The sequence below is a fragment of the Porphyrobacter sp. HT-58-2 genome, from assembly GCF_002952215.1.
Taxonomy (GTDB): domain Bacteria; phylum Pseudomonadota; class Alphaproteobacteria; order Sphingomonadales; family Sphingomonadaceae; genus Erythrobacter.
The window spans coordinates 3104203-3130579 of sequence record NZ_CP022600.1; the positions used below are offsets into that span (position 1 = coordinate 3104203).

Consider the following 26377-nt stretch of genomic DNA (forward strand, 5'->3'; position numbering starts at 1 on the left):
AATGGACGACACTTCATCTTTCATTTCCCGGCGCAGTGCCACGCTGGAGGACATCGCGCGCGAGGCGGGGGTCTCGATCTCGACTGTCAGCCGTGCGCTGAACGATAGTCCCTCGGTCAAGCGGCGCACCAAGCAGCAAATCTGGCAGATTGCTCGCGCCCATGATTACGAGTTCCGCGCCTCGATGCCGAGCGGACCGATCGGTGCGGATGCCACCATCGCAGTGGTCGTCCCTGCTCCGCAGGCGCGGGACACCAGAGTGTCCGACCCGTTCTTCCTCGAACTGCTGGCGGGAATTGCCGAGGCCGCGCGGGAGCGCAACGCCGATCTGATCATCAGCCACCTTTCCCCGCGTGCTGGCGGCGATCTCGATTACGCCATGAGCACGAGCCGCGCCACCGGCGTGATCTTCATCGGCCAGAGCTCCTTGCATCACGAATTCAATGCCCTGGCTGCACGGGACAACCGTTTCGTGGTGTGGGGAGCCGAATTCCCGGATTCGCAGTACTGCACCATCGGTTCGGACAATCTGGCGGGCGGACGACGAGCAACCGCGCATCTCGCCCGGCTGGGTCGCCGCCGCATCCTGTTCCTTGGCGACACCGAAGCGCCCGAGGCCGAACAGCGTTTCCGTGGCTACCGCCAGGCGCTCGATCAGGCAGGGCTGGCGCTGGACGACAGCCTCATCCTGCCCGCCCATTTCGAAGTGCATTCCGCCGAGGCGGCCATGCGCAGCGCAATTGCCGGCGGGCTCAAGTTCGATGCGGTGTTCGCCGCCAGCGATCTTATCGCGATCGGCGCGATCCGGGCGCTCAGCCGATCGGGGATCAGCATTCCGTGTGATGTTTCGGTGGTGGGCTATGACAATATCCCCGCTGCCCGGCTGGTCACGCCGCAGCTCACCACCATCGACCAGGACGCCAATCTGGCCGGACGGATGCTGGTGTCGAAGCTGATCGACAAGGGCGATGGCCCGGCCATGCCCGAACGGCTGGAAACCAGCCTGTTGATCAGGGAAAGCTGCGGCGGGTAGGGGCATGGCAGACGGCTTGCCCGCCCCGCTCAGGCACATCGTCATCGTCGGCGGCGGCAGCGCGGGCTGGATGACGGCGGCGGCGCTGGCGGATGCTGTCGGCCAGTCCTGCGCCATCACGCTGATCGAAAGCGAGGCCATCGGCACCGTCGGCGTGGGCGAGGCAACCATCCCGCCGATCCGCCACTTCAACCAGCGCCTGCGCATCGACGAGGCAACCTTCGTGCGCGAGACGCAAGGGAGCTACAAGCTCGGGATCGAGTTCGTCGATTGGGGGCGCAAGGGCCATCGCTATTTCCACCCCTTCGGTCAGTATGGCGCTGAATTCGATAGTGTTCCTTTCTATCACCATTGGATGCGCGAGCATCTGGCGGGGCGGGTGGACGGCCCGATCGACGATTTCTCGATGTGCTGGGCGATGGCCAAAGCGGGCAGGTTCACTCACCCATCGCCCGACCGGCGGATGATCCAGTCGACCTTCGACTATGCCTATCACTTCGACGCTGGGCTCTATGCGGCCTTCCTCAGGCGCTTTGCGGAAAGCCGCGGGGTAAGGCGCCTCGAAGGCAAGGTCGTCGACGTGTCCCTGCGGGGTGAGAATGGCTTCATCGAGGCTGTGACGCTTGACGACGGCACCCGGGTCGCAGGCGAATTCTTCATTGATTGCAGCGGCTTCCGGGGCCTTCTTATCGAAGAGGCACTGGCGGCAGGCTACGATAACTGGCAGCACTGGCTCCCCTGCGACCGCGCGGTGGCGGTGCCGTGTGAGAGGGGCGAGTTCACCCCCTACACCCGTTCGACCGCGCGCGAGGCCGGGTGGCAGTGGCGCATCCCGCTCCAGCACCGCACCGGCAACGGCTATGTCCATTGCAGCGAATTCATCTCCGAAGATCAGGCCACCGCGACCCTGCTGGCGAATCTCGATGGCCAACCGCTGGCTGATCCCCGTCCCTTGCGGTTCGTCACCGGCAGGCGGCGTGAGTTCTGGAAGAGGAATTGCGTCGCGATCGGGCTTTCCGCAGGCTTCATGGAACCGCTGGAATCGACCTCGCTCCACCTGATCCAATACGCCATCCTGCGTCTTATCGCGCTCTTTCCGGACAGTGCGATGTCGCCCCTTTTATCAAGGGAGTACAACGCACAAACCGCGCGGGAATATGAGCTTATCCGCGACTTCCTGATCCTCCATTACAAGGCCAGCGAGCGGCAGGATTCCGAACTCTGGCGCTATTGCAGCGCCATGCCGATCCCCGACAGCCTGCAATACAAGATCGACCATTTCAAAGAGCACGGGATGCTGGTGGCAGACGGTCAGGAGTTGTTCGCCAACCCCAGCTGGATCGCGGTCTATCTTGGCCAGGGCATCGTGCCGCAGCGCGCTCCGGCGTTGGCGCACATGCGCGGTGCGGTGCCGGTGGCCGAACGGATGGCGCAGGTTCGCGCTGCGATGAGCGAGGCCGTCGCCGCCATGCCATCCCACAGCGAATTCATCGCCCGCCACTGCGCCGCGCCGCAAGTGGCCGCCTGACCTGTTTCACGTGAAACGCCTCTGCAAAGAGGGGGCAAGAGGGGGTCTGACCGGGGTCTGACCCGTCGCAAGCCCGCGCAAGGCCCGCACAAACCCGCTGCAAGCACCCCGCGAAAACCGAAAGGGCCCGCCATCGCTGGCGAGCCCTTCCTGCAACCCGGTGCGACCCGAGGTCTGGTCGTCAGAAATTCTTGCGCAGCGTGAAGTTGAACGTCCGGCCGTAAAGCTCGTGACGGCTCGGGAAGCTCCCGATCGCCGCGGTGCCGGCCACGTTCAGCAGATCATTCTGCGTTACGAAGGGTTCGTTGGTCAGGTTGAACACTTCCGCCAGGATCTGCACCCCGTTGAGGAAGCTGCCTTCCTTTTCGAAGGTATAGCCGATCTGCGCATCAAGGATCGTTTCCGGCTGCGCGCGCTGGCCCGAAAGCGAACCGTCGAAGTTCTGGATTTCCGACTGGAAGGCGCCGCGATAGCGGGCATTCAGACGGGCGCGGAAGCCGTTCTTTTCATAGAAGATGTCGCCCGACCAGGTAACATCCGAATAGCCCGGGATCGACACCGGCACGCCGACCTGGTTGAGCACCTCGGCATCGACATAGGTGACGCTGGCAAAGCCGCCGAACCCGTCAAGCACATCGGCGAAATCGCCGAAGTTGAGGCGCACCGTGCCTTCGACGCCGGTGATGCTGCCGTCCGAGAAGTTCACGGGGCCGCTGAAGATCCCCGTCGCTACCTGCGGATTGGCCTGCAGGAAATCACCCGAACCGAAGTTCTGGATCGACTGGGTGAGGTCGGTCACCTCGCGGAAGTCGATGATCCAGTCCGACAGGTCCTTGTGGAAACCGGCAATGATGATCGCGGTGCCGGGGGTGAAATAGCGTTCGAACGAGATGTCGAACGAGGTCGAACGATAGGGCTGCAGCGTCGGGTTGCCGCCGCCCAGCGTGAAGCACACCTGCGCCGGCGGGTTGAAGCCGGGCAGCACGGCATCGGGCCGCTGATCGCCATTATTGTCGGCGCAGGCCAGCGGGTTGAAGTTGACGTTCTGGTTCGCCGTCATCTGGTCAAGCCGCGCACGGGTCACGGTCTTGGCGGCAGCGATGCGGATGAAGGTGTCGGGCATGATCTCGAAGCTGAGGTTCATGCTCGGCAGCCAGTTGCCATAGCTTGCGCCGACCGTGTTGAGCGTCCCGTTGGGGAAGGTGCCGGTCGATTGCTGATCGGTGTCGGCATAGCGCAGACCGATATTGCCGCGCACCGGCACCGATCCCAGATCGCCGTCGATATCGGCCTGGATGTAGAAATTGTGGATCTTTTCCGACACCACCCACTGCGTGTCGAAAGTGGCCTTTTCGACCAGATAGGTGCCATCGGTGCGGAAGCGCGCCGGGTTGTAGGCGAGGATATCGTTGTTCAGGCTCTTGGTGTTGGTCGAACCCACGATCGCCCCGGTCGGGACAGCCAGCCCGTCACCGAAGGCCGCGGTCGGCCGCAGGAAGCTTTCGTTGGAATCGAAGCTCTTTTCGCGGTCGGTGTAGAGCCAGCCCGCGGTGATGCGGCTGAGGATGCCGCCATCGAATTCCCAATAGGTCTCGGCACGCAGCTGGTGCAGTTCGTCCTGGATGATCGGCTGCTTGATGAAGCCGACCTGCCCCCAGCCGCCCGGATCGGTCAGCAACACGTTGGCGGGGTTGGTGTAATCGAGCAAGCCGTCGATCGAATACTGACCATCGGGGCGGAAATTGAAGGTCATCGTGTCCTGCGCACCCGAGCGCGCACGACCGGTGCCGGCATAGCTTTCGAAGTCGATGTCGTTACGATCGAGCGTCGAATAGCCGTAATCGAGCACGAAGCCGAGATTGTCGGTCGCCTTCCATTCGGCATTCCCGCCGATGGCGAAGATTTCCGACTGGCTTCCTTCGGTGTCGGTGCGCAGGATCGGCACCACGCCCGAATAGGTCGCGCTGTCGGCGAACACGCCCGAACCGGTGACATTTTCGAGATTCGCGCCGCTCCACGAGGCGATCGGGGTTTCGGTGCCGCGGAAGATGCCCGAATCCTTGGTGTCGGTGTAGAAGCCGTCGACATTGAGGGAGAAGCTGTCCGAGGGCTCGAACTGCAGGGTGCCGGCAAGCGAGAAACGTTCGAAATTGCGGCTGACCACGCCCTGACGCGGGTTGTCCGCCGGATAGAACACGCCCTGCGGCGTGCGGCGCACCTGACCTTCAAGGACGGTGCGATCATCGCGGTTGCGGTTGTCCTGCGTCTTGAGTTCGCGGCTGATGAACTGGGTCGGGATCGATTGCAGCGTCGCACCCAGCGACCAGCCGAGTGTGCCATCGGCGTTCTGATCAATGTAGGAGGCGAAGAAGCGATAGCCGTCGCTGGCGAAATCGGGGTTCAGCGAGCCGCTGTCATTGACCGTATAGGTCGCCTGAACGGTGAGCTGGCGCTCCTTGTAATCGAGCGGCCGGATGGTGCGCAGATCGACGGCACCGGCGATGCCGATCGCGGCAAGCTGGGCATCACCGGTCTTGTAGACCACGCCGGAGCCGATCAGTTCGGAGGGGAACTGGTCGAATTCGATCCCGCGATTGTTGCCCGCCGACACGATCTCGCGGCCATTGAGCAGCGAGAGCGAGAAGTCCGGGCCAAGGCCGCGAATCGAGATCTGCTGCGAACGGCCGCGCACGCGCTGAGCGGTGACACCGGGCAGGCGGGCGAGCGTATCGGCAATCGACACGTCGGGCAGCAGGCCGATGTCTTCGGCCGAGATGACTTCGACGATCGAGGTCGCGTTGCGCTTGGCATCGAGCGACGACTGGATCGAGCTGCGGATCCCGGTGACGATGATCGCGTCACCTTCTTCGCTTTCGACGGTGGCAGGCTCCTCTGTCTCCTGCGCCATGACAGGCGCGCCGGTGACAGTCAGCGCCAGAAAGGTAGCGGCCCCGCACAGCAGACGCGCGCTTGCATTGATCCCGTAGGTTTTCATCAGAACTCCCCTCCCGCAAGCACAGTTCATGCTGCGCTTTTGCAGATTTTTTCATAGACCAACATGAACCTCAGGTAAATCGCCAATCGCCCTCCATGCCGCAGATGTGTGGTTTTATAGTTATCTTGTTGTTTTTCCGTATTTTGATGTGACGAAAGGCAGCTGATTCCGGGCGCAGGCAAGTCGGTTCTGGCGAAAATGTTGCCAGATAGTCACAGTTTTAAGCAATGCCGCAGCGCATCACCTCCCAGCCGAACGAGGCAAATCCGGGGCGCGCTTTCAGCCCGCCGAGAAATTCCATTTTTAATGTTCTATTACAATTGTTTAAGCATTTCCCTTGGACTGCCGGAAGGGATTTGATAGGCTCCCCACATGGCCACAAGCCCCGGATCGCTGCCCCATACCGCACCGCAAGGATGGGCTTTGTCCCTTGATCGGACGGAAATTGCTTCGTTTTCAGCGGATAATCATCGACTTGTGACGATCCAGCAGTTGCTGGCGAGTCCCGATGCGGTCGTTTCGATGGCCACTTTGCAAAAATTTGCAAAGATCACCCCGCAATATCCGGGGGTGCGCGCCCCGCTTGCGCCGCAGGTCTGTACGGCATGGCTGGCGCAACTCTCGCCGCTGCTCGATCAATGGTTCGGGACGGCGCCGCACGGGTGGGAGATGCAGGCCTGGTACTCGCTCGTCACCACACCGCCAGCACAGCTCGCGCCGATCCAGCGCCTGCCGCACGTCGATGGCACAGATCCTCAGCAGGTGGCGATGATGCTCTACCTGCATAGCACGGGGCATGGCGGCACTGCCTTCTTCCGCCACCGCGCCACCGGGCTGTCGTCGCTCACCGCCGAAACCTGGCCCGGTTATGCCGCTGCGGTGCAGGCCGAAGTCGCCCGCACCGGCCTGCCGCCTGCGGCCTATACCACCGACGGCGCCCCGCATTTCGAGCGCATCCATGCCGTTGATGGCGCCTTCAACTCGGCAGTGTTCTATCGCGGCAACATCCTTCACAGCGGGGTGATCGACAATGCCGCGCCGCTCGATGTCGACCCGCGCAGAGGCCGGCTGACGATCAACGCCTTCTTCCGCCCCTCGGTGGCGGACTGACATTCGCAAGGGATCCGACATGGACAGGCCTGAGGTAAGGAAGCTGGTGATCGTGGGCGGTGGCACGGCCGGTTGGATCACGGCGGCGGCCTTTGCCCGGCTGCTGGGCGAACGCCTCAGCATCGAGCTGGTCGAAAGCGAAGCGATCGGAACCGTCGGCGTCGGCGAGGCGACGATCCCGCAAATCATCCGGTTGAACGCCATTCTTGGCCTTGATGAGCACGCCTTCCTGCGCGCCACCTCCGGCACCTTCAAGCTGGGGATCGAATTCGTCGACTGGGGGAGCAAGGGCAGCCGCTATCTCCACACCTTCGGCGATACGGGGATGAACCTCGGCAATGTTGCGTTCCATCATTACTGGCGGCGCAGCGCTGGCGAGGCGCCCGACCCCAAGGGCTTGTGGCATTGGTCGCTGCATCAGCTCGCCGCCGATCAGGCGCGCTTCGGCAAGCTGGAGCGCGTGGGCAACACGGCGATGACGGGGCTGGCTTATGCCTACCACTTCGATGCCAGCCGCTATGCCCTGTTCCTGCGCGCCTATGCCGAGGGGCGCGGCGTCAAGCGCAGCGAGGGGATCGTCGAAAGCGTCCAGCGCGATGGGGAGAGCGGCGATATCACCGCGATCACCTTGAAGGACGGAAAGCAAGTCTCCGGCGATTTCTTCATCGACTGCACCGGCTTCCGTGCGTTGCTGCTGGGCGAGACGCTGGGGGTGGGATATCAGGACTGGTCAAAATGGCTCCCCTGCGACCGCGCGCTGGCGGTGCCGTCCGAACGCCTGCCCACCATCGTCCCCTATACCCGCGCCACCGCGAAGGACGCTGGCTGGCAGTGGCGCATCCCGCTCCAGCACCGCACCGGCAATGGCCATGTCTATTCGAGCGGGTTCAAATCCGACGATGACGCCGCCGACACGCTGCTGGCAGGGCTGGATACCAAGCCGCTCGGCGATCCGCGCCCGATTCGCTTCACCACTGGCCGGCGCGCGGCATTCTGGGCGCATAATTGCGCAGCGATCGGCCTGTCGAGCGGGTTTCTCGAACCGCTCGAATCGACCTCGATCCACCTGATCCAGTCGCATGTCAGCCGCCTGATCCAGCTGTTCCCGCGCACAGGCGACGCAGCGGCGGAGCGGGCCGAATACAACCGGCGCTGCGCAGCCGAATTCGCGCAGATCCGCGATTTCCTGATCCTCCACTACCACCAGACCACGCGCGAGGATTCGGAATTCTGGCGCTATTGCAAGCATATGGAGGTACCGGACAGCCTCACTCACAAGCGCGAACTGTTCGCCGCCTCGGGCCGCGTGGGGCGCGATGTCGATGACCTGTTCCGCGATGCCAGCTGGGTGCAGGTGATGCTGGGTCAAGGGATTACCCCTGCCAGCTATGATCCCATGGCCGATCAGATCGCTCCGGCACAGCTCGCCGAATTCCTTGCCAATCTGCGCACGCTCATCGCCCGCGCGGTGGCCAGCCTGCCGAACCACGAGGAGTACCTGCGCCAGCATTGCCCGGTCGATCCGGCGCTGCTGGCCGCCTGAGCGCCTCTCCTTCGGACCGAAGCCCAGCCACAGCACTTTCCGGCAAAAGAAAAGGGCGGCGCAGCAACCTGCACCGCCCTTTCATGTCCGCCCGAAGGCGAAATCCGCTTACGACTGGCTGGCGAGATAGGCCACCAGGTTCGCACGATCCTGGTCGTTCTTGATGCCCGGGAACGCCATCTTGGTGCCCGGCATGAAGCCCTTGGGATCCTTGAGGTATTCGAACAGGACGTCTTCGCTCCAGGTCACGCCGCTGTTCTTGTTGGCGTCCGAATAGGCAAAGCCGGCGACCGAACCCGACTTGCGGCCGACGATCTTGTGGAGCGACGGACCGACGCGGTTCACGCCTTCGTCGAGCACGTGGCACGAACGGCACAGCGCGAAGACCTTTTCGCCCGCCTTGGCGTCGGTCGTCATGCTGGCGAATTCCAGAGTGCCGCCAGCCGCAGCAGCAGCCGCTTCGGTGGCTTCGGCAGGGGCTTCTTCAGTCGCAGCCGGCGCTTCTGCCGGAGCAGCTGCTTCGGTGGTTTCAGCCGGAGCTTCTTCAGCCTGCTTGCCACCGCAAGCCGAAAGGGTGACGAGGCTCGCCAGCGCAGCCGCGCCCATCAGGAAATTACGCTTCATGGTGTCTTGTCCTCTGAACAACTTGTTCCTCCCGCATCCCAGCGGGCCATAAACCAGATTTTCGGGCATGGAAAGCGGGACTTCACATGAGCAAACGCCCTCCCCCTCCTGTCCGTAAATGGCTCAACGCGCCACCTGCAAAAGGGTTTCCGCGCGTGCGCGAAAGATTGGCACAGTGCCTGCGCCAGGGCAGAGCCAATATTGCCACGTGCGGCGCGCACGCTATGGTTGCGCGCATGAATACCATGCCCCGTCACACGAAGATCGTGCTCGCCCTGCTGGCCTTCCTGCCGCTCTATTTTGCCGTCGCTGCGCTCGGCACGAAATTCGGCATCTGGGGATGGCAGCTGGGGTTGATGACGCTGACCTTCTTTGGCGGGATGATCGTGCTGGCGGTCACGGCGCTTGCCGCGCTGGTATCGCTGATCATTGCCGTCAGAGCCAAGCCGCGCCGCAATGGACCGCTGGCCGCGGCGATCATCGGGCTGCTGGTGCCGGGCGCTGCGCTCGCGCTGTTCATGGCGGCGGGCAGCAAGGCGGGCGACAATCCGATCCACGATATCGCGACCGATACCGGCAATCCCCCCACCTTCTCCGAAGCGACAATGGCCGCGCGCGAGAAGGCCGGGGCCAACCCCTTGAGCGATTACCAGACCCCGCTCGGCCAGCTCGAATTCTATGGCGATCGGGTACCGCCCGAACTGGCGGTGAAATCCCACGCGCAGATCATCACTGCCCGCAGCGATCGTCCCGCCCCGCTGCCGCTGGGCGGTGCGAGCAAGGCCGAGGGCGTAGCCGCGGTCGCGGCGGCGATGGGAGCGATGGGTTTCAGCCCTGTCACCACCAATGTCGATGCCGGGACGGTCGAAGGCGTGGCGGAAACCTTCTGGTTCGGGTTCAAGGACGATGTCGTGGCGCGCGTGGGCGAACAGCAGATCGACTTCCGCTCGGTCAGCCGGGTGGGGATGAGCGATCTGGGCGCCAACACCGCGCGGATCATCGAACTGCGCAGCCGCACCGAGGCATTGCTGGGCTCGGCTAGCCGGTAAAGGCGCGGACGGCCATCGCGCTGCGCTGGATAACGGTCAGCGCGCACAGCGCGGCGTAGCCATAGGCGAGCGGGACGAACCACGCCGGGAACAGGCACATGGCGATGAACACGGCGATAGTCTCGGCCCCTTCGGCGAGGCCGGTGGAATAGAAGAAGCTTTTTTTCCCGTGGGCCTGCGTTTCCTCGCCGCGCTTGGCTGCGATCACCGCGAAAGCGAGGAAGCTCACCCCGGTCAGCACAAAGCTCGCCACCAGCACCAGCGCGGGCAGTGCGTTGGCGGGCGCGGCGATGCCGAAGCCGAGCGGCACGCTGACATAGAAGGCGAAATCCGCGACGATATCGAAATAGCCGCCAAGGTCGGAAGGCCCGCGCACTCGCGCGACCGCCCCGTCGAGCCCGTCGAGCAGCCGGTTGGCGACGATCAGCGCCAGCCCCCAGCCGATGTGGCCAAGGGCAATCGCGGCCGCCCCGGCAAGGCCGAGCGCGAGGCCGGTGAAAGTCAGAGCATTGGCGGTTACGCCCGCGCCTGCCAGCGCACGGCCCACGCGGTTGAGCGGCGGGTCGATCAGCGGGCGGAGTTTGGCGTCAAGCAAGGGTCACCAGCCCGATCCATGCGCCGGTCATGGCACTGGCTAGGTTGCCCGCGATCCAGCTTTTCATCCCCAGCCCCGCCGCCTCCGCCCGGCGTTCGGGGCAGAGCGTCCCGATAGTCGAGACCAGCAGGCCAACACTCGCAAGGTTCGCAACGCCGCACAGCGCATAGGTGACGATCAGCAAGCTGCGCGGCCCCAGCGTGCCGGGGGCCAGCGCGGCGAGCTCGAGATAGGCGACATATTCGTTGAGCACCGCCTTGGTCCCCATCAGCGCGCCTGCCGCCTGCGCCTCGCCCCACGGCACGCCGATCAACCACATCAGCGGCGCCAGCACCCAGCCGAGCAGGCGCTTCAAGGTCAGCGGCTCCCCTTCGATCAGGGGCAGCAGCGCCAGCGCCATGTCGGCCAGCGCCACCAGCGCGAACACCACGATGATCACCGCGATCACGCTGAGGAACAGCTGCATCCCGTCCATCGTGCCTTTGACGATGGCATCGATGCTGGATTCGTAGCGCAACCCCGGCTCACCCTGCTCCACCTCGGTCGCCGCGTGCGTGTCGGTTCCCGGCACCATCAGCCGCGCCACCAGCAGTGCAGCGGGGAGCGATATCAGCGAGGCGGCGATCATATGACCGACCGCATCCGGGACAGTTGCGCGCAGGGTGGTGGCATAGAGGACGAGGATCGCGCCGCTGATGGTCGCCATCGTCAGTGCCATGATCTGGAACAGCTCGCTGCGGCTGACACGGGCGAAATAGGCGCGCGTCACCAGCGGCGCCTCGACCACGCCGAGGAAGATGCTCGCCCCGCCCGACAACCCGACCACGCCCGACACGCCAAGGCTGCGGCGCAAGAGGAAGCTGAGGCCGTTCACCATCCATCGCAGCACGCCCCAGTGCCACAGCAAGGCGGCGAGCGCGGAAAAGACGATCACCAGCGGCAGGATCTGGAAGGCGATGATGAGCGGCGGCTGCGCGCCCTCCTTCAGGGCGAAAGGCAGCTCCGCCCCGCCCAGGTATCCGAACATATAGGCCGATCCCTTGAGCGTCGCCGTCTCGACTGCGCTGACCGCATCATTGACAAGGCCCACCGCCGCCCAGACGGCAGGCACCCGCAGGATCAGCACCGCCAGCACCCCCTGAAGCACCAGCGCGCCCGCGATCCAGCGCCAACCGGGATGACCGGCGCGGTTCTCGCTGATCGCCCATGCGATGCCGAGCAGCACCGCAATCCCGATCACGCCCCGCAGCTGGTCGAACAGCTCCACCGCTCCTTAACCCCGCATCCAGTCGTGATAGCGCTCGACCCATTTGAGCAGGCCTTCGGGCTTGTGCGCCTTCTTCCAGTTGCCGGCCGCGAACTTGTTGGCCTCGGCCATCGTCGGATAGGCGTGGATCGTGCCGAGGATTGTGTTGAGGCCGATGCCGTGCTTCATCGCCAGCACATATTCGGCCAGCAATTCCCCCGCCTGCGCGCCGACGATGGTCGCGCCCAACACCGTGTCCTTGCCGCCTGCGGGGGTCAGCACCTTGACGAAGCCCTTGGTCTCGCTCTCGGCAATCGCGCGGTCGAGATCGTCGAGATCGTACCGGGTGACTTCGACCGCGATGCCCTGTTCCGCCGCCTCGCGCTCGTTAAGGCCGACGCGGGCGACTTCGGGATCAAGGAAGGTGACGGCAGGAATCACGCGGTAATCCGCCCTGAACTTGCGGAACGTCCCGAACAGCGCGTTGACGCTGGCATACCATGCCTGATGGCTGGCGGTATGGGTGAACTGGAACGGCCCCGCGACGTCACCTGCGGCGAAGATATTGGGGAACTTGGTGGCGAGGAATTCGTCGGTGACGACGGTCTTGCCCACGTCAACGCCGATATCCTCCAGCCCGAAGCCGGTCAGCCGCGCCTTGCGCCCCACGGCGACGATCAGCGCATCAAACGGCACGCACACCTCCTGCCCGCCGCTTGCCGCTATCACAGCCCCACTCTCGATCCGCACAGCCGTATGACCGGTCAGCACCCGCACCCCGTCCGCCTCCAGCACCGCCTTGGCGAGCGCCGCAACATCCGCATCCTCGCGCCCCAGCAGCGTCTCGGCCATTTCGACCTGCGTCACGCCGGACCCGATCCGCGCCAATGCCTGCGACAATTCGCACCCGATCGGCCCGCCGCCAAGCACCACGACCCGAGCCGGGGCTGAGTCCATCTGCGCGAAGGCCTGCCACATCGTCTCGCTGGTGAGATAGCCGCTGCCTTCGATCCCCGGAATGGGAGGCACCACCGGCTCTGCCCCGCTGGCGATGATGATGCTGCGGGTGGTGAGGCGCTGGGTGCCGCCATCGGTCCGGGCAATCTCGACTGTCCACGGGTCGATAATCCGGGCATAGCCCTGCACCACATCAACCCCGAGGCCGGTGTAACGCTCCACGCTGTCGTGCGGCTCGATGGTCTTGATCGCCTCCATCACCCGCGCGATCACTGATTTGAACGGCACCTGCGGTTCGACGGGCGTGAGGCCGTACTTGTCGGCATGGCGCATTGTTGCTGCGACCTTGGCGCTCTTGATCAGCGCCTTTGACGGCACGCAGCCAGTGTTCAGGCAGTCGCCGCCCATGTCCTTGGCCTCGACCAGCGTCACCTTCGCCTTCACCGTCGCGGCGATATAGGCCGACACCAGCCCCGCCGCACCCGCGCCGATCACCACCATGTTGCGATCGAACGTCTTGGGCCGAGAGAACCCGGCATAGGCCTTGCGGCGCTTGACGAAGCCGATCAGCAGCTTGGCGAGCCACGGGACGATGCCGAGGAACACGAAGCTGCCGATCAACGTCGGCGAGATCAGCCCGCTTGTATCCTCGATCCGCGCCAGCTGCGTGCCGGCATTCACATAGGCAATCGTGCCAAGCAGCATCCCCAGCTGGCTCACCCAGACATAGGTGAACGTGCGGATGCGGGTGAGGCCCATCACCAGATTGACCACAAAGAACGGGAAGGCGGGGATCATCCGCAGACTGAAGAGATAGAACGCCCCGTCACGCTCAAGCCCGGCATTGATTGCCTTCAGCCGCTCGCCGAAGCGCGCCTCGATGGTGTCGCGCAGCACATAGCGCGAGGACAGGAACGCCAGTGTCGCCCCAAGCGTCGAGGCGAAGGAGACAAGGATCGTCCCCGTCACCACCCCGAACAGCGCGCCCGCCGCCAGCGTCATGATCGCAGCACCCGGCAGCGAGGCCGCCGTCACCGCGACATAGGCGAGGAAGAACCCCGCCAGCACGACGACCGGATTTTCGGCGTAGAACGCCTCCCACTCGCCCACCGCCCGCTTGATCCCGTCAAGCGTGAGATATTGCCCCAGATCGAAGAGGAAATAGGCCGCTACGACAGCGGTCAGCGCGGCAAGGATAACGAGTTTCTTCAAGGGGCCTCCCGGATTGGCTTGCGCGACCTGCTTTCGGTCAAAGCGCACCGGCGGTTACGCCGTTCCCGCCAGCTTCGCGTATTGCCTGATCCAGCGCTTGTCGATCCAGTGCTTCAGCGCCAGCACCAAAGCCCCTTCGGCAGAAAGCCGCCCATAGCTGGCAATCGCGCGCCCGTCGCCGGTGTTGATCAGATAGAGGCTGTGCCGTCGCGGATGATAGGTCGCGCGCGGTGCCTCATCAGCCAGCACGCTGCGCAGATTGGCGGCGAGCACCGGCCCTGCAAACACCGCATGAACCCCGGAATGGACAAGCGGACGGTCAGCCCGCGCACTGACATCACCTGCGGCGAAGATATGGCCGTGCGAAACGGAGCGGTGATGTTCATCGACCAGCGCGAAGCCCGTATCATCGACCGCAAGGCCGCTCTCGCGCACCCAATCGGGCGCCGCACTGCCGAGCGCGGCGATGATCAGATCGGCCGGTTCGAGCGTGGACGCGCCCGTCATCATCCTGCCGCTTTCGAGCCGCGCATCGGCAAGGTGGAGCGCGATTCCCTGCCGAACCAACGCCGTAGCGACCTGGCTACGCACCGCTTCGGCAAAGCCAGGAAGCAGCCCGGCCGCGCCCGTTGCCAGCGTCACTTCGGGGCGGGGATCGGCTCCGGCCAGATTGCGCAGGGCAAAGGCCAGCTCCACGCCCCCCGCCCCGCCGCCCGCGACCACCACGCGGCGTGGGGGCGGCATCGCGGCGATCCGTTTCACAAAGCCCTCGATCGGCCGAACGTCGAGCAGGCGCGGGTCATTGCCGAGCAGCGCCGCCCCCTGCCCCACACCGCCGCTGTCGAGCGAGGCGCAGTCGAAGGAAAGAATTGCGCCGCTGTCGGTGGTGACACTCCGGCCCACAGGATCGAGCGCGATGCAGCGCCCCTGCACCCAGTCCACCCCGGCGCGGGCCGCGAGCGCCGCCAGATCGACCAGCCCTTCGCCCTGCGCGTGCTGTCCGGCGAGCCAGCCGGGAACCATGCCGGAATAGCGCAGGTGCCGTTCTGGCGTGAGCAGCACGGTGCGCACGCCTGCGCCTGGCGGACCGCGCCTGATCCAGTCGGCCAGCACCGCGACATGGGCATGACCGCCGCCCACCAGCAACAGCACCTTGCCGCTCATGCGGTTTCCTGCGCCATGATCCCACATTCCTGTCGCTTCTTTGCCTCTGGTTCAGCTATCCGCAAGCTTTGAACGTTAACGGAGCAGCTACATGACATTGCCTCTCAATAACATCTCATAGCTTCGTATCTACAGGAAGTTGCAGCATTCTTCTCTCTGCCGGAACCGTCAGGGGGTTGAATGATTGATCGTTTGCGGAGCGACAATGTTGCAATAGATGCATTGACGTTTTCGCACGCGCCATTTCGGCCGGGCGACGGGTCGCTTGAACACAGGTTTCGCACGGAAAGGCTGCCATGGCAGGTGAAGGCCAGAGTTACGGCTCGAAAATCTCGCTGGTCAAATTCTTCAGGATCTTCTTCGATATCCTGAAACCTGAAGCGAATTTCTACTGGCTGGCCGTGGTCTACGGCATAGGCATCGGCCTGCTTTCGCTCGCCACGCCGATTTCGGTGCAGATGCTGATCAACACCATCGCCAACACAGCGATGCGCGCACCGCTGGTGATGCTGTCGCTGACGCTGTTCGGCCTGCTGCTGATTTCGAGCTTGCTCTATGCCCTGCGCATCCACCTGATGGAGATCTTCGCGCGCCGGTTCTACGCCCGGATGGTGGCGGAAATCTCTCTGATTTCAGTCTATGCCCAGAACCCCTTTTTCGGCGACGTGAAGAAAAGCTCGCTGTTCAATCGCTATTTCGATGTGATCTACGTCCAGTCGCTCGTCCCCAACCTGTTCATCGGCGGCTTTACAGTTCTGCTGCAGATCGCGGTCGGCTTTGTCCTGGTATCGCTGTATCACCCCTATTTCCTTGGTTTCACGCTGGTGATGGCCGCGCTGGTATGGATCGTCTGGGTCGTTTGGGGAAGCCGGGCGCTGCGCACTGCGATCGACGTCAGCCATGCCAAGCACACCACCGCCTACTGGCTGGAGACGATCGGCAGCTCCAACGGCTTTTTCAAGTCACAGCGCCGGATCGACTACGCGCTCGACAAGACGGATGACCACACGCGCATCTACATCAACGAGCGCAAGCGTCATTTCCGGCATCTGTTTTCCCAGACTGTGACCCTGCTCGTCACCTATGCCGGGGCCAGCGCTGCACTGCTGGGACTGGGCGGCTTTCTGGTGATCGAGAACGAGCTGACGCTTGGCCAGCTGGTTGCGGCGGAACTGGTGCTGTCGGCAGCGTTCATCGGGATCGCCCAGCTGGGCACCTATCTCGCCTATTTCTACGATCTGTTCGCTGCGGTCGAGGAAATCTCGCAGTTCTATGATGTCGAACAGGAACAGCCCAAGGGTGAAGACCCCTTCGACAGCCCGGATCACACCATCATTCTGCATGGCGTGCGCGGCATGGCCCGCCATGAGGAAGTGCGGTTCGATCTGGAAATTCCCTCGGGCGCGATCATCATGGCCTCATCAAGCCAGCACGGCGTGCAGCGTCTGTTTTCCAACCTGCTAAAACTGCACGAGCTCCCGCAAGCCGGGATCGCGACGCTCGGCGGGGTCGACATGAAGGCAATCGAAGCGCACCACCTGCGCAAGAACGTCCATGTGCTCGACCGTCCGACCATCGTCGAGATGACGATCCGCGAATATCTCGCCCTGTCCTGCCCCGATACTGCCCCGCAGCGGATGCTCGGTGCGCTTGAAACAGTGGGACTGGCCGACACCATTGCCATGCTCGAAAAGGGTCTCGACACCCCGCTTGCATCGACCGGCTACCCGCTGTCGTCGGTCGAACTGCAGCAGCTCAAGCTGGCCAACGCTCTGCTGGAGCGGCCGCGCATTCTGGTGCTGAGCCGCCTGTTCGACCTGCTCGACCCCGAACCGATCGAACGCGCCGTCGCAGAGTTGCGCCAGCAGGCCTATTCGACCGTGATCTATTTCTCCAACCGCAACACTGATCTGGGCTTCGACCGCTTCCTGTATCTCGAGCCTCGGCAGCAACGCTATTTCGACAATTTCGAAGATTTCAGGCGCGCCATGAAACAATCCGTCCCCACCCCGGGTACCCCGCTTGGCAAGGGAGGCGCATAAGCATGGCGACGCTCAAGGAAGACATGGCCCATTTCACCACGCTGGCCTCGATCAAGACGCCGCGGGTGATGAGCGCGGTGTTCATCATGCTGTTGGCCGCCATGGTCATCTCGGTCGCGTTCCTGATCTATGTGCCGTGGGTGCAAACCACCACCGGCCGCGGGGTCGTGACCACGCTCAGTCCGAACGAACGCAAGCAGGACATCAACGCACTGGTGCCAGGCCGGATCGAGGAATGGTACGTGCGTGACGGTTCTTCGGTGAAGAAGGGCGATCCCATCGTCCGCATCGCCGATATCGATCCGCAGCTGCTCGACCGTCTGCGTGCCGAACGCGGCCAGATCGAACTGCAGTTGCAGGCCGCCCAGTCGGCCCTGGCCACCGCCCAGATCGACGAACGCCGCAGCCGCGAACTGTTCGAGGCCGGCCTTGCCGCAAGGCGCGATTACGAACTGGCGCAGATCAAGGTTGCCGACATGCAGGCGCGCGTCGCAGCCAACCAGGCCGATCTCAACCGCGCCGATGTCAACATCTCGCGCCAGTCGGTGCAGATCGTGCGCGCGCCGCGCGACGGCTTCATCCAGAGCCTCAACGCAGGGGACGCCGCCACCTTCATCCGGGCCGGTGATGTGCTCGCCACCTTCGTCCCTGACGGGGCCGAGCGCGTGATCGAAATCTTCATCGACGGGCGCGATGTTGCGCTGGTGAAAAAGGGCGACAAGGCCCGTATCCAGTTCGAAGGCTGGCCTGCGGTGCAGTTTTCCGGCTGGCCCTCGGTCGCGATCGGCACCTTCGGGGGCCGGGTTATCGCGGTGGATCAGTCGGCGCAGGTCAATGGCCGGTTCCGCGTCCTGATTGCCGAGGACACCACCGAAGAATACCGCTGGCCCGAAGAACGCTATGTCCGCTTCGGCGCAGCAGTGCAGGCCTGGGTGCTGCTTGAGACGGTGCCGGTCGGCTACGAGATCTGGCGTCAGCTCAACAACTTCCCGCCTGAACTCACACCAGCCGAGAGCAGCAGGCAGACGAACTGACGATGACACGCGCATGGGCCTTGCTGCGGCAGACCGCGCTGCTCGGCACCGGCATGGCCGGGGCAATGGCGCTGGCGCTGGCTCCTGCACCGGCCTTGGCGCAGGACATTGCGCCGGTCGGCGATCCGCTTGACGTGGCACTGACCACCGGGCCGCTGCTGCCCGATGAAGTGCTGCGATCTTCGGCGCTGACCTTTCCCGCCATCCTCGAAGCCTTCGAGCGCGAGGCTGCTGCACGATCGGATCAGCTGTCGGCTGACGGGGCGTTCGACCTGATGCTGAAGGGCGAGTATTATGACCGCCTGACCGGCTTTTATTCGGGCGGGTTCGGCAAGGTCGAAGCCCGCCAGCCGCTGCGCCCCTATGGCGCGGAGGTGTTCGGCAGCTACCGCGTCTCGGACGGCATCTTTCCGACCTACGAGAACATCAACTACACCAATGCGCTGGGCGAAGCGAAGGTCGGCGCGCTGTTTTCGCTGCTCCGCAATCGCGATATCGATGCGCGCCGCTTCGCAATCGAGGATACCCGGCTGGCCGCCAGTCAGGCGCGACTTGATGTCTTGCTGGTGCAATTGAACGTCCAGCACGAGGCGCTGCGCGCCTATTGGCGCTGGGTCGGCGCGGGCGAGGAAATCCGGGTATTCGAGGAACTGCTCGAAATCGCGGAGGCACGCCAGGTCGGGCTCACCCGTGAAGTCCGGGAAGGCGCCCGCGCAAGGATCGCGCTGACCGAAAACGAACAGAACCTGCTGCGCCGCCGATCGCTGCTGGAAGAGGCAAAACGCAATTTTGCCACTGCCGCCAATTCGCTCGGGTTCTACCTGCGCAATTCGGCGGGCGAGATGATCGTGCCGACCCGCGAGATGCTGCCTGATCTCGACAAGCTCAGGGGCGTTGCGCCGATGGAAGCGCTGGTAACAGAGCCGCTGAACGAAGTGATCCGCAGTCGCCCCGAGCTTGAGACTTTCCGGCTGGCGATTGAACGCGCCAACAACCGGGTGGAACTGCGGCGCAACGATCTGCAGCCCTCGCTCAATGCCAGTGTCGAATTGTCGCGCGATTTCGGTGCGCTGGGGCCGGGCGGCCCGGGATTCGATTCGACCGATGCGGTGGTCGGCCTGACGTTCACTGTCCCGCTCCAGCGTCGCGAAGCGCGCGGACGGCTGCAACGCGCCGAGGCCGAACTGCGCGAGACCGAACTGCGTCAGCGCCGTATCGCCGATCAGATCACCACCGAAGTCGGCAATATTCTCGCCAATCTGTCGGCGGCGCTGAAACTCGCCGATCTCGCCGATGCCGAAGTCAAGCAGGCCAATCAGATGGTGCAGGCCGAACGCACCCGTTTCCGGCTGGGCGCGGGCGACTTTTTCCTCGTCAACGTGCGGGAAGAAACCGCCGCCAACGCCCAGATCAGCGCCATCCGGGCCGATGTTGCCGGACGGCTGGCCGAAGCCAGCTACAACGCAGCGACGATGAACCTTCCCGCGCTGGGGCTGGAATAAGCGGGTTCAAATCTTCCCCCGCAGCGCCTGATAGGCGGCCGCTGATACCGTGTTGGCGAGGTTCAGCGAGCGGATCAACTCAGATCGCATCGGCAGGTTGAAGAGGCGGTCTTCATGCTGCGCAATAATGCTGCGCGGTATACCTTTGGTTTCCTGACCGAATACAAGAAATGCGTCTTCGGGATAGTCCGGCTCATAGAACGAGCGCGCACCGAATTCCTCGAACAGGAACAGCTGCTCCGGCCGGGGGCTGCGCGCATCCAGAAACGCACCCCAGCTGGCATATTCGGTCAGGCGCACGTGCGGCCAGTAATCGAGGCCGGAGCGCTTCACCCGCTTGTCGCTGATCTCGAAGCCCAGCGGGTGGATCAGGATCAGCTCCATATCCAGCGCCACACAGGTGCGCCCCACCGCCCCGGTATTGCCGGGGATCTCGGGCTGGACGAGGATGATGGCGAGGCCCATCAGGCCGCTCGCATCACCCCAGCTTGTCCTTCAGCAGCTGGTTCACCACCTGCGGGTTGGCCTTGCCCTGCATCGCCTTCATCGTCTGGCCGACGAAGAAGCCGAACAGGGCCTCCTTGCCGGCGCGGTATTGTTCGACCTTGTCGGCATTGGCGGCGATGATCGCATCGACCGCGGCCTCGATGGCGCCGGTGTCGGAGACCTGCTTCAGCCCCTCGGCCTCCGCGATTTCTTGCGGATCGCGGCCGGTCTTGAGGACGATCTCGAAGATCTCCTTGGCCTGCCCGCCGCTGATCTCGCCCTTGTCGGCCATCGCGAGGATGGCGGCTTGCGCGGCCGCCGTGGCGTTGGCGGGGTCGGCGTCATCGCCCAAGGCCTTCAGCACCCCCGGCGCGACCGAGAGCGACCAGTTGGCGACCTGCGTGGCAACCTTGGCTTCATCCTTGGCCGTAGCCTTGGCGGTTTCGGCCAGCAGCGTCTCGAAGCGGGCGAAGGTCTCGACCTCGGCGGTCAATTCGCGGGCGTTGTAGGGGGTGAGGCCCAGCACCTCGACATAACGCTTTCGCTTGGCATCCGGCAGTTCGGGCAGCGAGGCGCGGCATTCGGCGAGGAAGTCGTCTTCCAGCACCAGCGGCAACAGGTCGGGATCGGGGAAGTAGCGGTAATCGTGCGCATCTTCCTTGCTGCGCATCGTGCGCGTGGTGCCGGTGCCGGGGTCGAACAGGCGGGTTTCCTGATCGACCTTGCCGCCCGCTTCCAGCACATCGACCTGCCGCATCGCCTCATGCTCGATTGCCTGCATGACGAAGCGCACCGAGTTGACGTTTTTGGTTTCGGTGCGGGTGCCGAAGGGCTCGCCCGGACGACGCACCGAGACGTTCACGTCGGCGCGCATCGAGCCTTCTTCCATGTTGCCATCGCACGAGCCGACATAGCGCAGGATCGCCCGCAGCTTCCTGAGGTAAGCCCCTGCTTCGGAAGGCGAACGCATGTCGGGCTTGGAGACGATCTCCATCAGCGCCACGCCCGAGCGGTTGAGGTCGACATAGGACATGGTCGGGTGCTGATCGTGCATCAGCTTGCCTGCGTCCTGCTCGACGTGAATGCGCTCGATGCCGATGATCTTGTCTTCGAGGATGCCAGCCTTCTCGTCCGCCTCGATCAGCAGCGAGCCTTCGCCCACAAGCGGATGATAAAGCTGGCTGATCTGGTAGCCCTGCGGCAGATCGGCGTAGAAGTAGTTCTTGCGGTCAAAACGCGACCACGCGTTGATCTGCGCTTCAATCGCCATGCCGGTGCGCACCGCCTGACGGATGCACTCGCGGTTGGGCACGGGCAGCATCCCCGGCATCGCGGCATCGACGAGGGAGACCTGCGAGTTCGGCTCCGCGCCAAACGCGGTCGCCGCGCCGGAGAACAGCTTGGCGTTGCTCGTGACCTGCGCATGGACTTCAAGGCCGATCACGACCTCCCATTCGCCCGTGGCACCCTGGATGCGATAGTTGCTCATGGAGCCGATCTAGATTGGCCTGCGCCCCAGTCAAGCTGGCTGAAGCACGAAGTAGCCCTGGTCACCCTTGTCCGCAGCATTGAGTGCCTCAGCCTCGGCCTCGAACCGGGCCATTTCCTCGGCGGTGAATGGCAAGGGGTTGGGCTTGCCGCCCACGCCGACCATAGGGATGCCCTTGCGGTAGGCCTCGCTCCAGGCGAGCGACCAGCCCATGGTGTCCGTGCCTGAGCCCACCTCGCCAAGGCCCGCGCTTGCAGCATAGGCGCGGAACGCATCCGGCGCGAACAGGTAGAGGTGGCGCGGCGGATCGAGCTGCACCCAGTCCACACCAAAGCGGGACCAGATGTCCGGTTGCAGCAGCGGAATGCGCACGAAGATCGACCCGCCCGGCGCCAGCCGCTCGCGCGCGGCAACCAGCAGCGCGCGCGGATCAGGCACGTGCTCGAGCGAGTGGTGCATGGTGATGAGATCATATTGCCCGTCATGATCGGCCAGATCGCCGCTCATCAGCCGCACGCCATTAGGGCGTGTACCGACTGCGGTTTCGGGCAGGAACATGTCGATGCCCGCCAAATCCGTGAACCCCAGCCGGGCGAGATCGTCGAGCCTTGCACCCTCCCCGCAACCAACATCGAGAATGCGCGATTGCAGCGTCAGGCCCGGAATCGTCGCTATCCACGGCTGGCAGCCGCGCCGCAGCCGGTCGATCATACCGTGCCCGCGCGGATAGCGCTGCGGCCGGCCGATGATATTGGCCGCTACCACGCGCTTCACTAGCGCCTTCAGTGGCTGTTCGCGGCGCAGGTTGTTGAAGGAATAATAGCTGTCGGACTGGTAATAGTACCCCAGATTGTCCGGCACCTCGGCGATCTGGACCGTGCCGCACTTGCCGCACTGGAAATAGTCGAAGACCTCCCCGTTGCCGAACATCCGCTCGGCCGCGGGGAACGCGCTGAGGCTCTCGCTGGCGCCGCAAACCCGGCAGATCGTGTATGTGATCGTCGTCATTGTCCGCTGTATCCCGAGCTTGCTCGCCGATGCCGTCACACCGGCATGTCGTGTTCACCGCCGTTCCCGGCCGCGTCGTCGCTCCCGCTCCCATCGCCGCGCGCCCTATCGGCGCCCGCATCGGGACTGCTCGTGTCAAACCGTGCTTCCCCGTGCTCGATCGTCCGCGACAGATAGAACGCGAAAGCAGCGATCACAATGAAAGCGATGAGGAAAATGATCGCGAACAGCATTATTCAACCACCTCGAACCAGAACGCGCTGTTGCTCCAGTAATCCTCCACGTCGCGCGAAGGGAAGGCCCGCGCCAGCAGCGGTGCGTGATGAAACGCCAACCAGTGCATCGCCAGCCGCACCCGATAACGCGGGGAGTGGGCGATCATGGCTTCCAGCAGATATTGCTCGTTCCACAGGCGCCGCTCGGCTCGCAGCCATGTTTCGGGATAATCGAAGGGCGTGAAAATGTCATGTGCATGGACGATCACGCCCTTGGCAAGGCGCGGGATCACTGCCTGATAGAGCGTCAGTACGTCGCCGAAGGGGCGGATGACGTGGCTTGAATCGATGAACAGCACATCGCCCGCCTGCAGCCGGTCGAAGAAGTCCGCGCCCAGGCTTTCCACCTTTTTGCGGATCACCTTGGCACCCACTGACTCCAGCCACGGCTTTTCATAAGGTTCGATGCAGATATGTTCGCACGCCTGGCCATCGGCTGCATTGCGGGCCAGCGCCTTGGCCGCAACCAGTGTGGAATTGCCCGACCCGACCTCGATCATCCGCGCCGGCTTCAGGTAGCGGAGCATCGCATAGAGCGCATCGGCATCCCCTGAACCATAACCGCCCGCATCATAACGAAAGGCAGGCCGGCCAGCTTCGGGCGCAGTCAGCTGCGCAAGTTCGTCCTGAAACGCGAAGGAAGCGAGAAGCTCGCGCTGCGCCGCCGTGTTCAGATCGACCCCCGGCAGATCGCGCGGCTGCGTCACATCGGCGGGCAGGTCGGCATCGCGATAGGTGGGGTGATAATAGTGGGTGGAACGCCACTGCACGCCCACCTTGTCGGCCTGCTTCAGATAGCGCGGAAAGTTTGCAGGCCAGTTCCCAACCGCTCTGAACAGGGGTGCGCCGAGCGTCACGACCATCGCCGCGACCGCATCGGCAGTCGCTCTCAGCAAGGGCGAGGCCACGCGTGCATTCCTACCACCACTTCTCCGGCTTTGCGGTGAAGCCCGCGCGGCTCTGGATCGCCAGCCCTGCATTCAGCACGCCCTGTTCGTCGAACGGCCGGCCAACCAGCTGGAGGCCGAGCGGCAGACCGTCGGCGTTGATCGTGGCGGGGACGCTCATAGCGGGGAGGCCTGCGAGGCTGGCCGGCACCGCGAAGACATCGTTCAGGTACATCGTCAGCGGGTCTTCGTTCATCGAACCCAAGGGGAACGAAGCCGTCGGCGTGGTCGGCGCGAGGATCACGTCGCACTGCTCGAAGGCGCGCTCGAAATCGCGGGCGACCAGCGCGCGGACCTTCTGGGCCTGGGTGTAATAGGCGTCGTAGAAGCCCGCCGAGAGCACATAGGTGCCGATCAGGATGCGGCGCTTGACCTCGTCCCCGAACCCGGCAGCGCGGGTGGCGGCGTACATGTCCTGCAGGCCGACACCATCGGGCAGATCGCGCAGGCCATAGCGCACCCCGTCATAGCGGGCGAGGTTGCTCGACGCTTCGGCAGGCGCGACGATGTAGTAGGCGGGCAGCGCATATTTGGTGTGCGGCAGCGAGACGTCGACGATCTCCGCGCCCGCGTCCTTGAGCCATGCCTTGCCCTGCTCCCACGAATCGAGGATCGCCTGATCGGTGCCGTCCATCCGGTATTCGCGCGGGATGCCGACCTTCTTGCCGCGCAGGTCGGCGTTGAGAGCCGCTTCCCAGTCGGGCACGGGCATGTCGAGGCTGGTCGCGTCCTTCGGATCGAATCCCGCCATCGCGCCGAGCATGATTGCGCAGTCCTCGACAGAGCGCGCCATCGGCCCGGCCTGATCGAGGCTCGAGGCGAAGGCGACGATGCCCCAGCGCGAGCAGCGGCCATAAGTGGGCTTGATGCCGCAGATGCCGGTAAAGGCGGCGGGCTGGCGGATCGAGCCGCCGGTGTCGGTCCCGGTCGCGGCAGGCGCAATGCGCGCGGCGACGGCGGCGGAAGACCCGCCCGAGGAACCGCCGGGGCTCATGGCGGCGTTGCTACCGGCCTTCTTCCACGGCGAGGTGACATTGCCGAAATAGCTCGTCTCGTTCGACGATCCCATCGCGAACTGATCGAGATTGAGCTTGCCCAGCATCCCCGCGCCTGCGTCCCACAGCTTCTGGCTGACGGTGGATTCGTAACGGGGGGTGAAGCCTTCGAGGATGTGGCTAGCCGCAGTGGTCTGGACGCCGTGGGTGGCGAACAGGTCCTTCATGCCGATCGGCACGCCCGCCATGCGGCCCAGTTGCTCGCCAGCCGCGCGCGCGGCGTCGACCTTGTCGGCGGCAGCGAGCGCATGATCGGGGGTGGTGACGATGAAGGCGTTGAGCGCCGCAGCCTCGGCCACGGCGGTGTTGAAGGCCTCGGCCACTTCGCGCGCGGTGAAGCTGCCATCGCGCACGCCGTCGCGGATTTCTTTGACACCGAGAGAGGTCAGGTCAGTCATTTCATCTCCCCTCCCGCCTGCGGGAGGGGCCGGGGGTGGGCCTGACCGCGCGCGGGGGTATGGTTGTTCGTGCCCACCCCTAACCCCTCCCGCGAGCGGGAGGGGGACAGGCGGACAAAGCGCAAATTCACTCAATCACCTTGGGAACGCCGAAGAAGCCGTGCTCGGCCGCAGGCGCGTTGGCGAGCACATCGCCCTGCTTGCCGCCGCCGGTCAGCGGATCGGCATCGATCACGTCATCGCGCAGGCGCAGCGTGTTGGGGATCACCGCCGCCATCGGCTCGATGCCGGTAACGTCGACTTCGCCCAATTGCTCGACCCATTGCAGGATCCCGTTGAGTTCCGGCACCATGCGTTCGAGCGCTTCGTCATCCATGCGGATGCGCGCCAGAGACGCGATCTTGGCAACGGTTGCCTTGTCGACCGACATATGCCCTCGCCCCTTACTGGCCCGAAGGCGCCTGAGCCGCGCCGCCGGGGGCCGCACCGTCCGGGCCACCCATCTGCTGCTGCATGGTCTGCTGCAGGATCTGGAGGTTCCGCTCGAAGGTCTGGCGGCTCATGATGTCCACCACCTCAACCTCGAAGACGAGATCGGCATTGGGCGGGATCGGCGCGCCCGGAGGCGGGGTTGCGCCGTAGGCCTTGTCGGCGGGGATGAAGAGCGAATACTTCCCGCCCTTCTGCATCTGCTGGAGCCCTTCGAAGAAGCCCGGGACGGTCGCCCCTTCCTCGATCGGGAAGGGCGTGCCTTCGGGGAACAGCCCTTCGACCGGCAGCGGAATATCACGCGATTCGTCAAACACGGTGTCATCCGAGGCGAGCTTGCCCTTGTACTTGATGAACACCACATCGCCCAGCTTGGCGACCGGACCGGTGCCGGCCACTTCGGTGTCGAGATCAACCCCGCGCGGCACGGCGGCCCAGGCCAGGCCCGCCCCTACCAGCACGGCCAGGATCACCCCGATCCACAGCTTGGTCAGCGAACCCTTGGCAACGGGCTTGATCGGAACGCGGGTAATCTCGGTCATGGTTACGGTCCTGATGAGCGGCACCTTCACGCCGCGTTGTGACGGCAAAAGGGC

General features: G+C 64.3%; 22 protein-coding genes. 8 read left to right on the forward strand and 14 right to left on the reverse strand.

Features of this window, described 5'->3' with window-relative positions:
* Position 1 precedes the first annotated feature (1 nt).
* Both CHX26_RS14680 and CHX26_RS14685 read left to right on the forward strand, forming a co-directional pair.
* Complete coding sequence (locus CHX26_RS14680) at positions 2-1033, forward strand: LacI family DNA-binding transcriptional regulator (RefSeq protein WP_104943018.1); 1032 nt, start codon at positions 2-4, stop codon at positions 1031-1033.
* Between the two features lie 4 nt (positions 1034-1037).
* Positions 1038-2561 carry a tryptophan halogenase family protein gene (locus CHX26_RS14685; RefSeq protein ID WP_104943019.1) on the forward strand — a complete coding sequence of 508 codons (1524 nt, stop codon included), beginning with the start codon at positions 1038-1040 and terminating at the stop codon, positions 2559-2561.
* A gap of 181 nt (positions 2562-2742) precedes the next feature.
* Here the strand turns inward: CHX26_RS14685 and CHX26_RS14690 are convergent, their stop codons facing one another.
* Entirely contained in the window at positions 2743-5556 is a 2814-nt protein-coding gene (locus CHX26_RS14690; RefSeq protein ID WP_104943020.1) for a TonB-dependent receptor, read from the reverse strand.
* Positions 5557-6033: 477 nt separating this feature from the next.
* Here CHX26_RS14690 and CHX26_RS14695 point away from each other — a divergent pair, with 477 nt between their 5' ends.
* Together CHX26_RS14695 and CHX26_RS14700 are read left to right on the forward strand one after the other, a co-directional pair.
* Positions 6034-6666 carry a DUF6445 family protein gene (locus CHX26_RS14695; protein ID WP_233997187.1) on the forward strand — a complete coding sequence of 211 codons (633 nt, stop codon included), beginning with the start codon at positions 6034-6036 and terminating at the stop codon, positions 6664-6666.
* A gap of 19 nt (positions 6667-6685) precedes the next feature.
* Positions 6686-8209: a tryptophan halogenase family protein gene (locus tag CHX26_RS14700; RefSeq protein WP_104943021.1), complete on the forward strand. Its 1524-nt coding sequence runs from the start codon at positions 6686-6688 to the stop codon at positions 8207-8209.
* A gap of 108 nt (positions 8210-8317) precedes the next feature.
* Here the strand turns inward: CHX26_RS14700 and CHX26_RS14705 are convergent, their stop codons facing one another.
* A complete protein-coding gene (locus CHX26_RS14705; protein WP_233997189.1) occupies positions 8318-8833 on the reverse strand; it encodes a c-type cytochrome in 516 nt (171 codons plus the stop codon).
* A gap of 236 nt (positions 8834-9069) precedes the next feature.
* Between CHX26_RS14705 and CHX26_RS14710 the strand changes: the two genes are divergently transcribed.
* Complete coding sequence (locus tag CHX26_RS14710) at positions 9070-9882, forward strand: DUF1499 domain-containing protein (protein ID WP_104943469.1); 813 nt, start codon at positions 9070-9072, stop codon at positions 9880-9882.
* Here the strand turns inward: CHX26_RS14710 and CHX26_RS14715 are convergent.
* The 4 genes from CHX26_RS14715 to CHX26_RS14730 are packed head-to-tail and all read right to left on the reverse strand — an operon-like array spanning position 9872 to position 15056.
* On the reverse strand, positions 9872-10477 hold the full coding sequence (locus CHX26_RS14715; protein WP_104943022.1) for a CDP-alcohol phosphatidyltransferase family protein: 606 nt from the start codon (positions 10475-10477) through the stop codon (positions 9872-9874). The genes CHX26_RS14710 and CHX26_RS14715 overlap by 11 nt on opposite strands.
* The gene (locus tag CHX26_RS14720; protein WP_104943023.1) at positions 10470-11744 is read right to left on the reverse strand and encodes a NupC/NupG family nucleoside CNT transporter; all 1275 of its coding nucleotides are present in this window, start codon (positions 11742-11744) and stop codon (positions 10470-10472) included. Before CHX26_RS14720 ends, CHX26_RS14715 begins: the two co-directional genes overlap by 8 nt.
* A 6-nt stretch (positions 11745-11750) precedes the next feature.
* Positions 11751-13892 carry an FAD-dependent oxidoreductase gene (locus tag CHX26_RS14725; protein WP_104943470.1) on the reverse strand — a complete coding sequence of 714 codons (2142 nt, stop codon included), beginning with the start codon at positions 13890-13892 and terminating at the stop codon, positions 11751-11753.
* Between the two features lie 54 nt (positions 13893-13946).
* Positions 13947-15056: an FAD-dependent oxidoreductase gene (locus CHX26_RS14730; protein ID WP_233997190.1), complete on the reverse strand. Its 1110-nt coding sequence runs from the start codon at positions 15054-15056 to the stop codon at positions 13947-13949.
* Between the two features lie 296 nt (positions 15057-15352).
* Here CHX26_RS14730 and CHX26_RS14735 point away from each other — a divergent pair, with 296 nt between their 5' ends.
* Genes CHX26_RS14735 through CHX26_RS14745 form a run of 3 tightly spaced genes read left to right on the forward strand, consistent with a single transcriptional unit; the run spans position 15353 to position 19634 of the window.
* Entirely contained in the window at positions 15353-17098 is a 1746-nt protein-coding gene (locus CHX26_RS14735; protein WP_104943025.1) for an ABC transporter transmembrane domain-containing protein, read from the forward strand.
* A 2-nt stretch (positions 17099-17100) separates the two neighbouring features.
* Entirely contained in the window at positions 17101-18132 is a 1032-nt protein-coding gene (locus tag CHX26_RS14740) for an HlyD family secretion protein (protein ID WP_233997192.1), read from the forward strand.
* A 2-nt stretch (positions 18133-18134) separates the two neighbouring features.
* Positions 18135-19634 (forward strand): TolC family protein, encoded by a 1500-nt coding sequence (locus CHX26_RS14745; RefSeq protein WP_104943026.1) that lies wholly within the window; start codon positions 18135-18137, stop codon positions 19632-19634.
* 6 nt (positions 19635-19640) lie between these two features.
* Here the strand turns inward: CHX26_RS14745 and CHX26_RS14750 are convergent, their stop codons facing one another.
* The 8 genes from CHX26_RS14750 to CHX26_RS14785 all read right to left on the reverse strand — a co-directional run bounded on the left by CHX26_RS14750 (position 19641) and on the right by CHX26_RS14785 (position 26323).
* Entirely contained in the window at positions 19641-20099 is a 459-nt protein-coding gene (locus CHX26_RS14750; protein ID WP_104943027.1) for a tRNA (cytidine(34)-2'-O)-methyltransferase, read from the reverse strand.
* Positions 20100-20112: 13 nt separating this feature from the next.
* Positions 20113-21609: an Asp-tRNA(Asn)/Glu-tRNA(Gln) amidotransferase subunit GatB gene (gene gatB / locus CHX26_RS14755; protein WP_104943028.1), complete on the reverse strand. Its 1497-nt coding sequence runs from the start codon at positions 21607-21609 to the stop codon at positions 20113-20115.
* Between the two features lie 30 nt (positions 21610-21639).
* Positions 21640-22617 carry a class I SAM-dependent methyltransferase gene (locus CHX26_RS14760; protein WP_104943029.1) on the reverse strand — a complete coding sequence of 326 codons (978 nt, stop codon included), beginning with the start codon at positions 22615-22617 and terminating at the stop codon, positions 21640-21642.
* Between the two features lie 35 nt (positions 22618-22652).
* Positions 22653-22850, reverse strand: a complete 198-nt coding sequence (locus CHX26_RS14765; RefSeq protein ID WP_104943030.1) for a hypothetical protein — start codon at positions 22848-22850, stop codon at positions 22653-22655.
* Entirely contained in the window at positions 22850-23800 is a 951-nt protein-coding gene (locus CHX26_RS14770) for a class I SAM-dependent methyltransferase (RefSeq protein ID WP_172449858.1), read from the reverse strand. The genes CHX26_RS14765 and CHX26_RS14770 overlap by 1 nt, the downstream gene beginning before the upstream one ends.
* A gap of 10 nt (positions 23801-23810) precedes the next feature.
* Positions 23811-25292 carry an Asp-tRNA(Asn)/Glu-tRNA(Gln) amidotransferase subunit GatA gene (gene gatA, locus CHX26_RS14775; protein ID WP_104943032.1) on the reverse strand — a complete coding sequence of 494 codons (1482 nt, stop codon included), beginning with the start codon at positions 25290-25292 and terminating at the stop codon, positions 23811-23813.
* A gap of 127 nt (positions 25293-25419) precedes the next feature.
* Positions 25420-25722, reverse strand: coding sequence for an Asp-tRNA(Asn)/Glu-tRNA(Gln) amidotransferase subunit GatC (gene gatC / locus CHX26_RS14780; RefSeq protein WP_104943033.1), 303 nt, complete (start codon positions 25720-25722; stop codon positions 25420-25422).
* 13 nt (positions 25723-25735) lie between these two features.
* Positions 25736-26323, reverse strand: coding sequence for an FKBP-type peptidyl-prolyl cis-trans isomerase (locus tag CHX26_RS14785; protein WP_104943472.1), 588 nt, complete (start codon positions 26321-26323; stop codon positions 25736-25738).
* Positions 26324-26377: the final 54 nt, after the last annotated feature.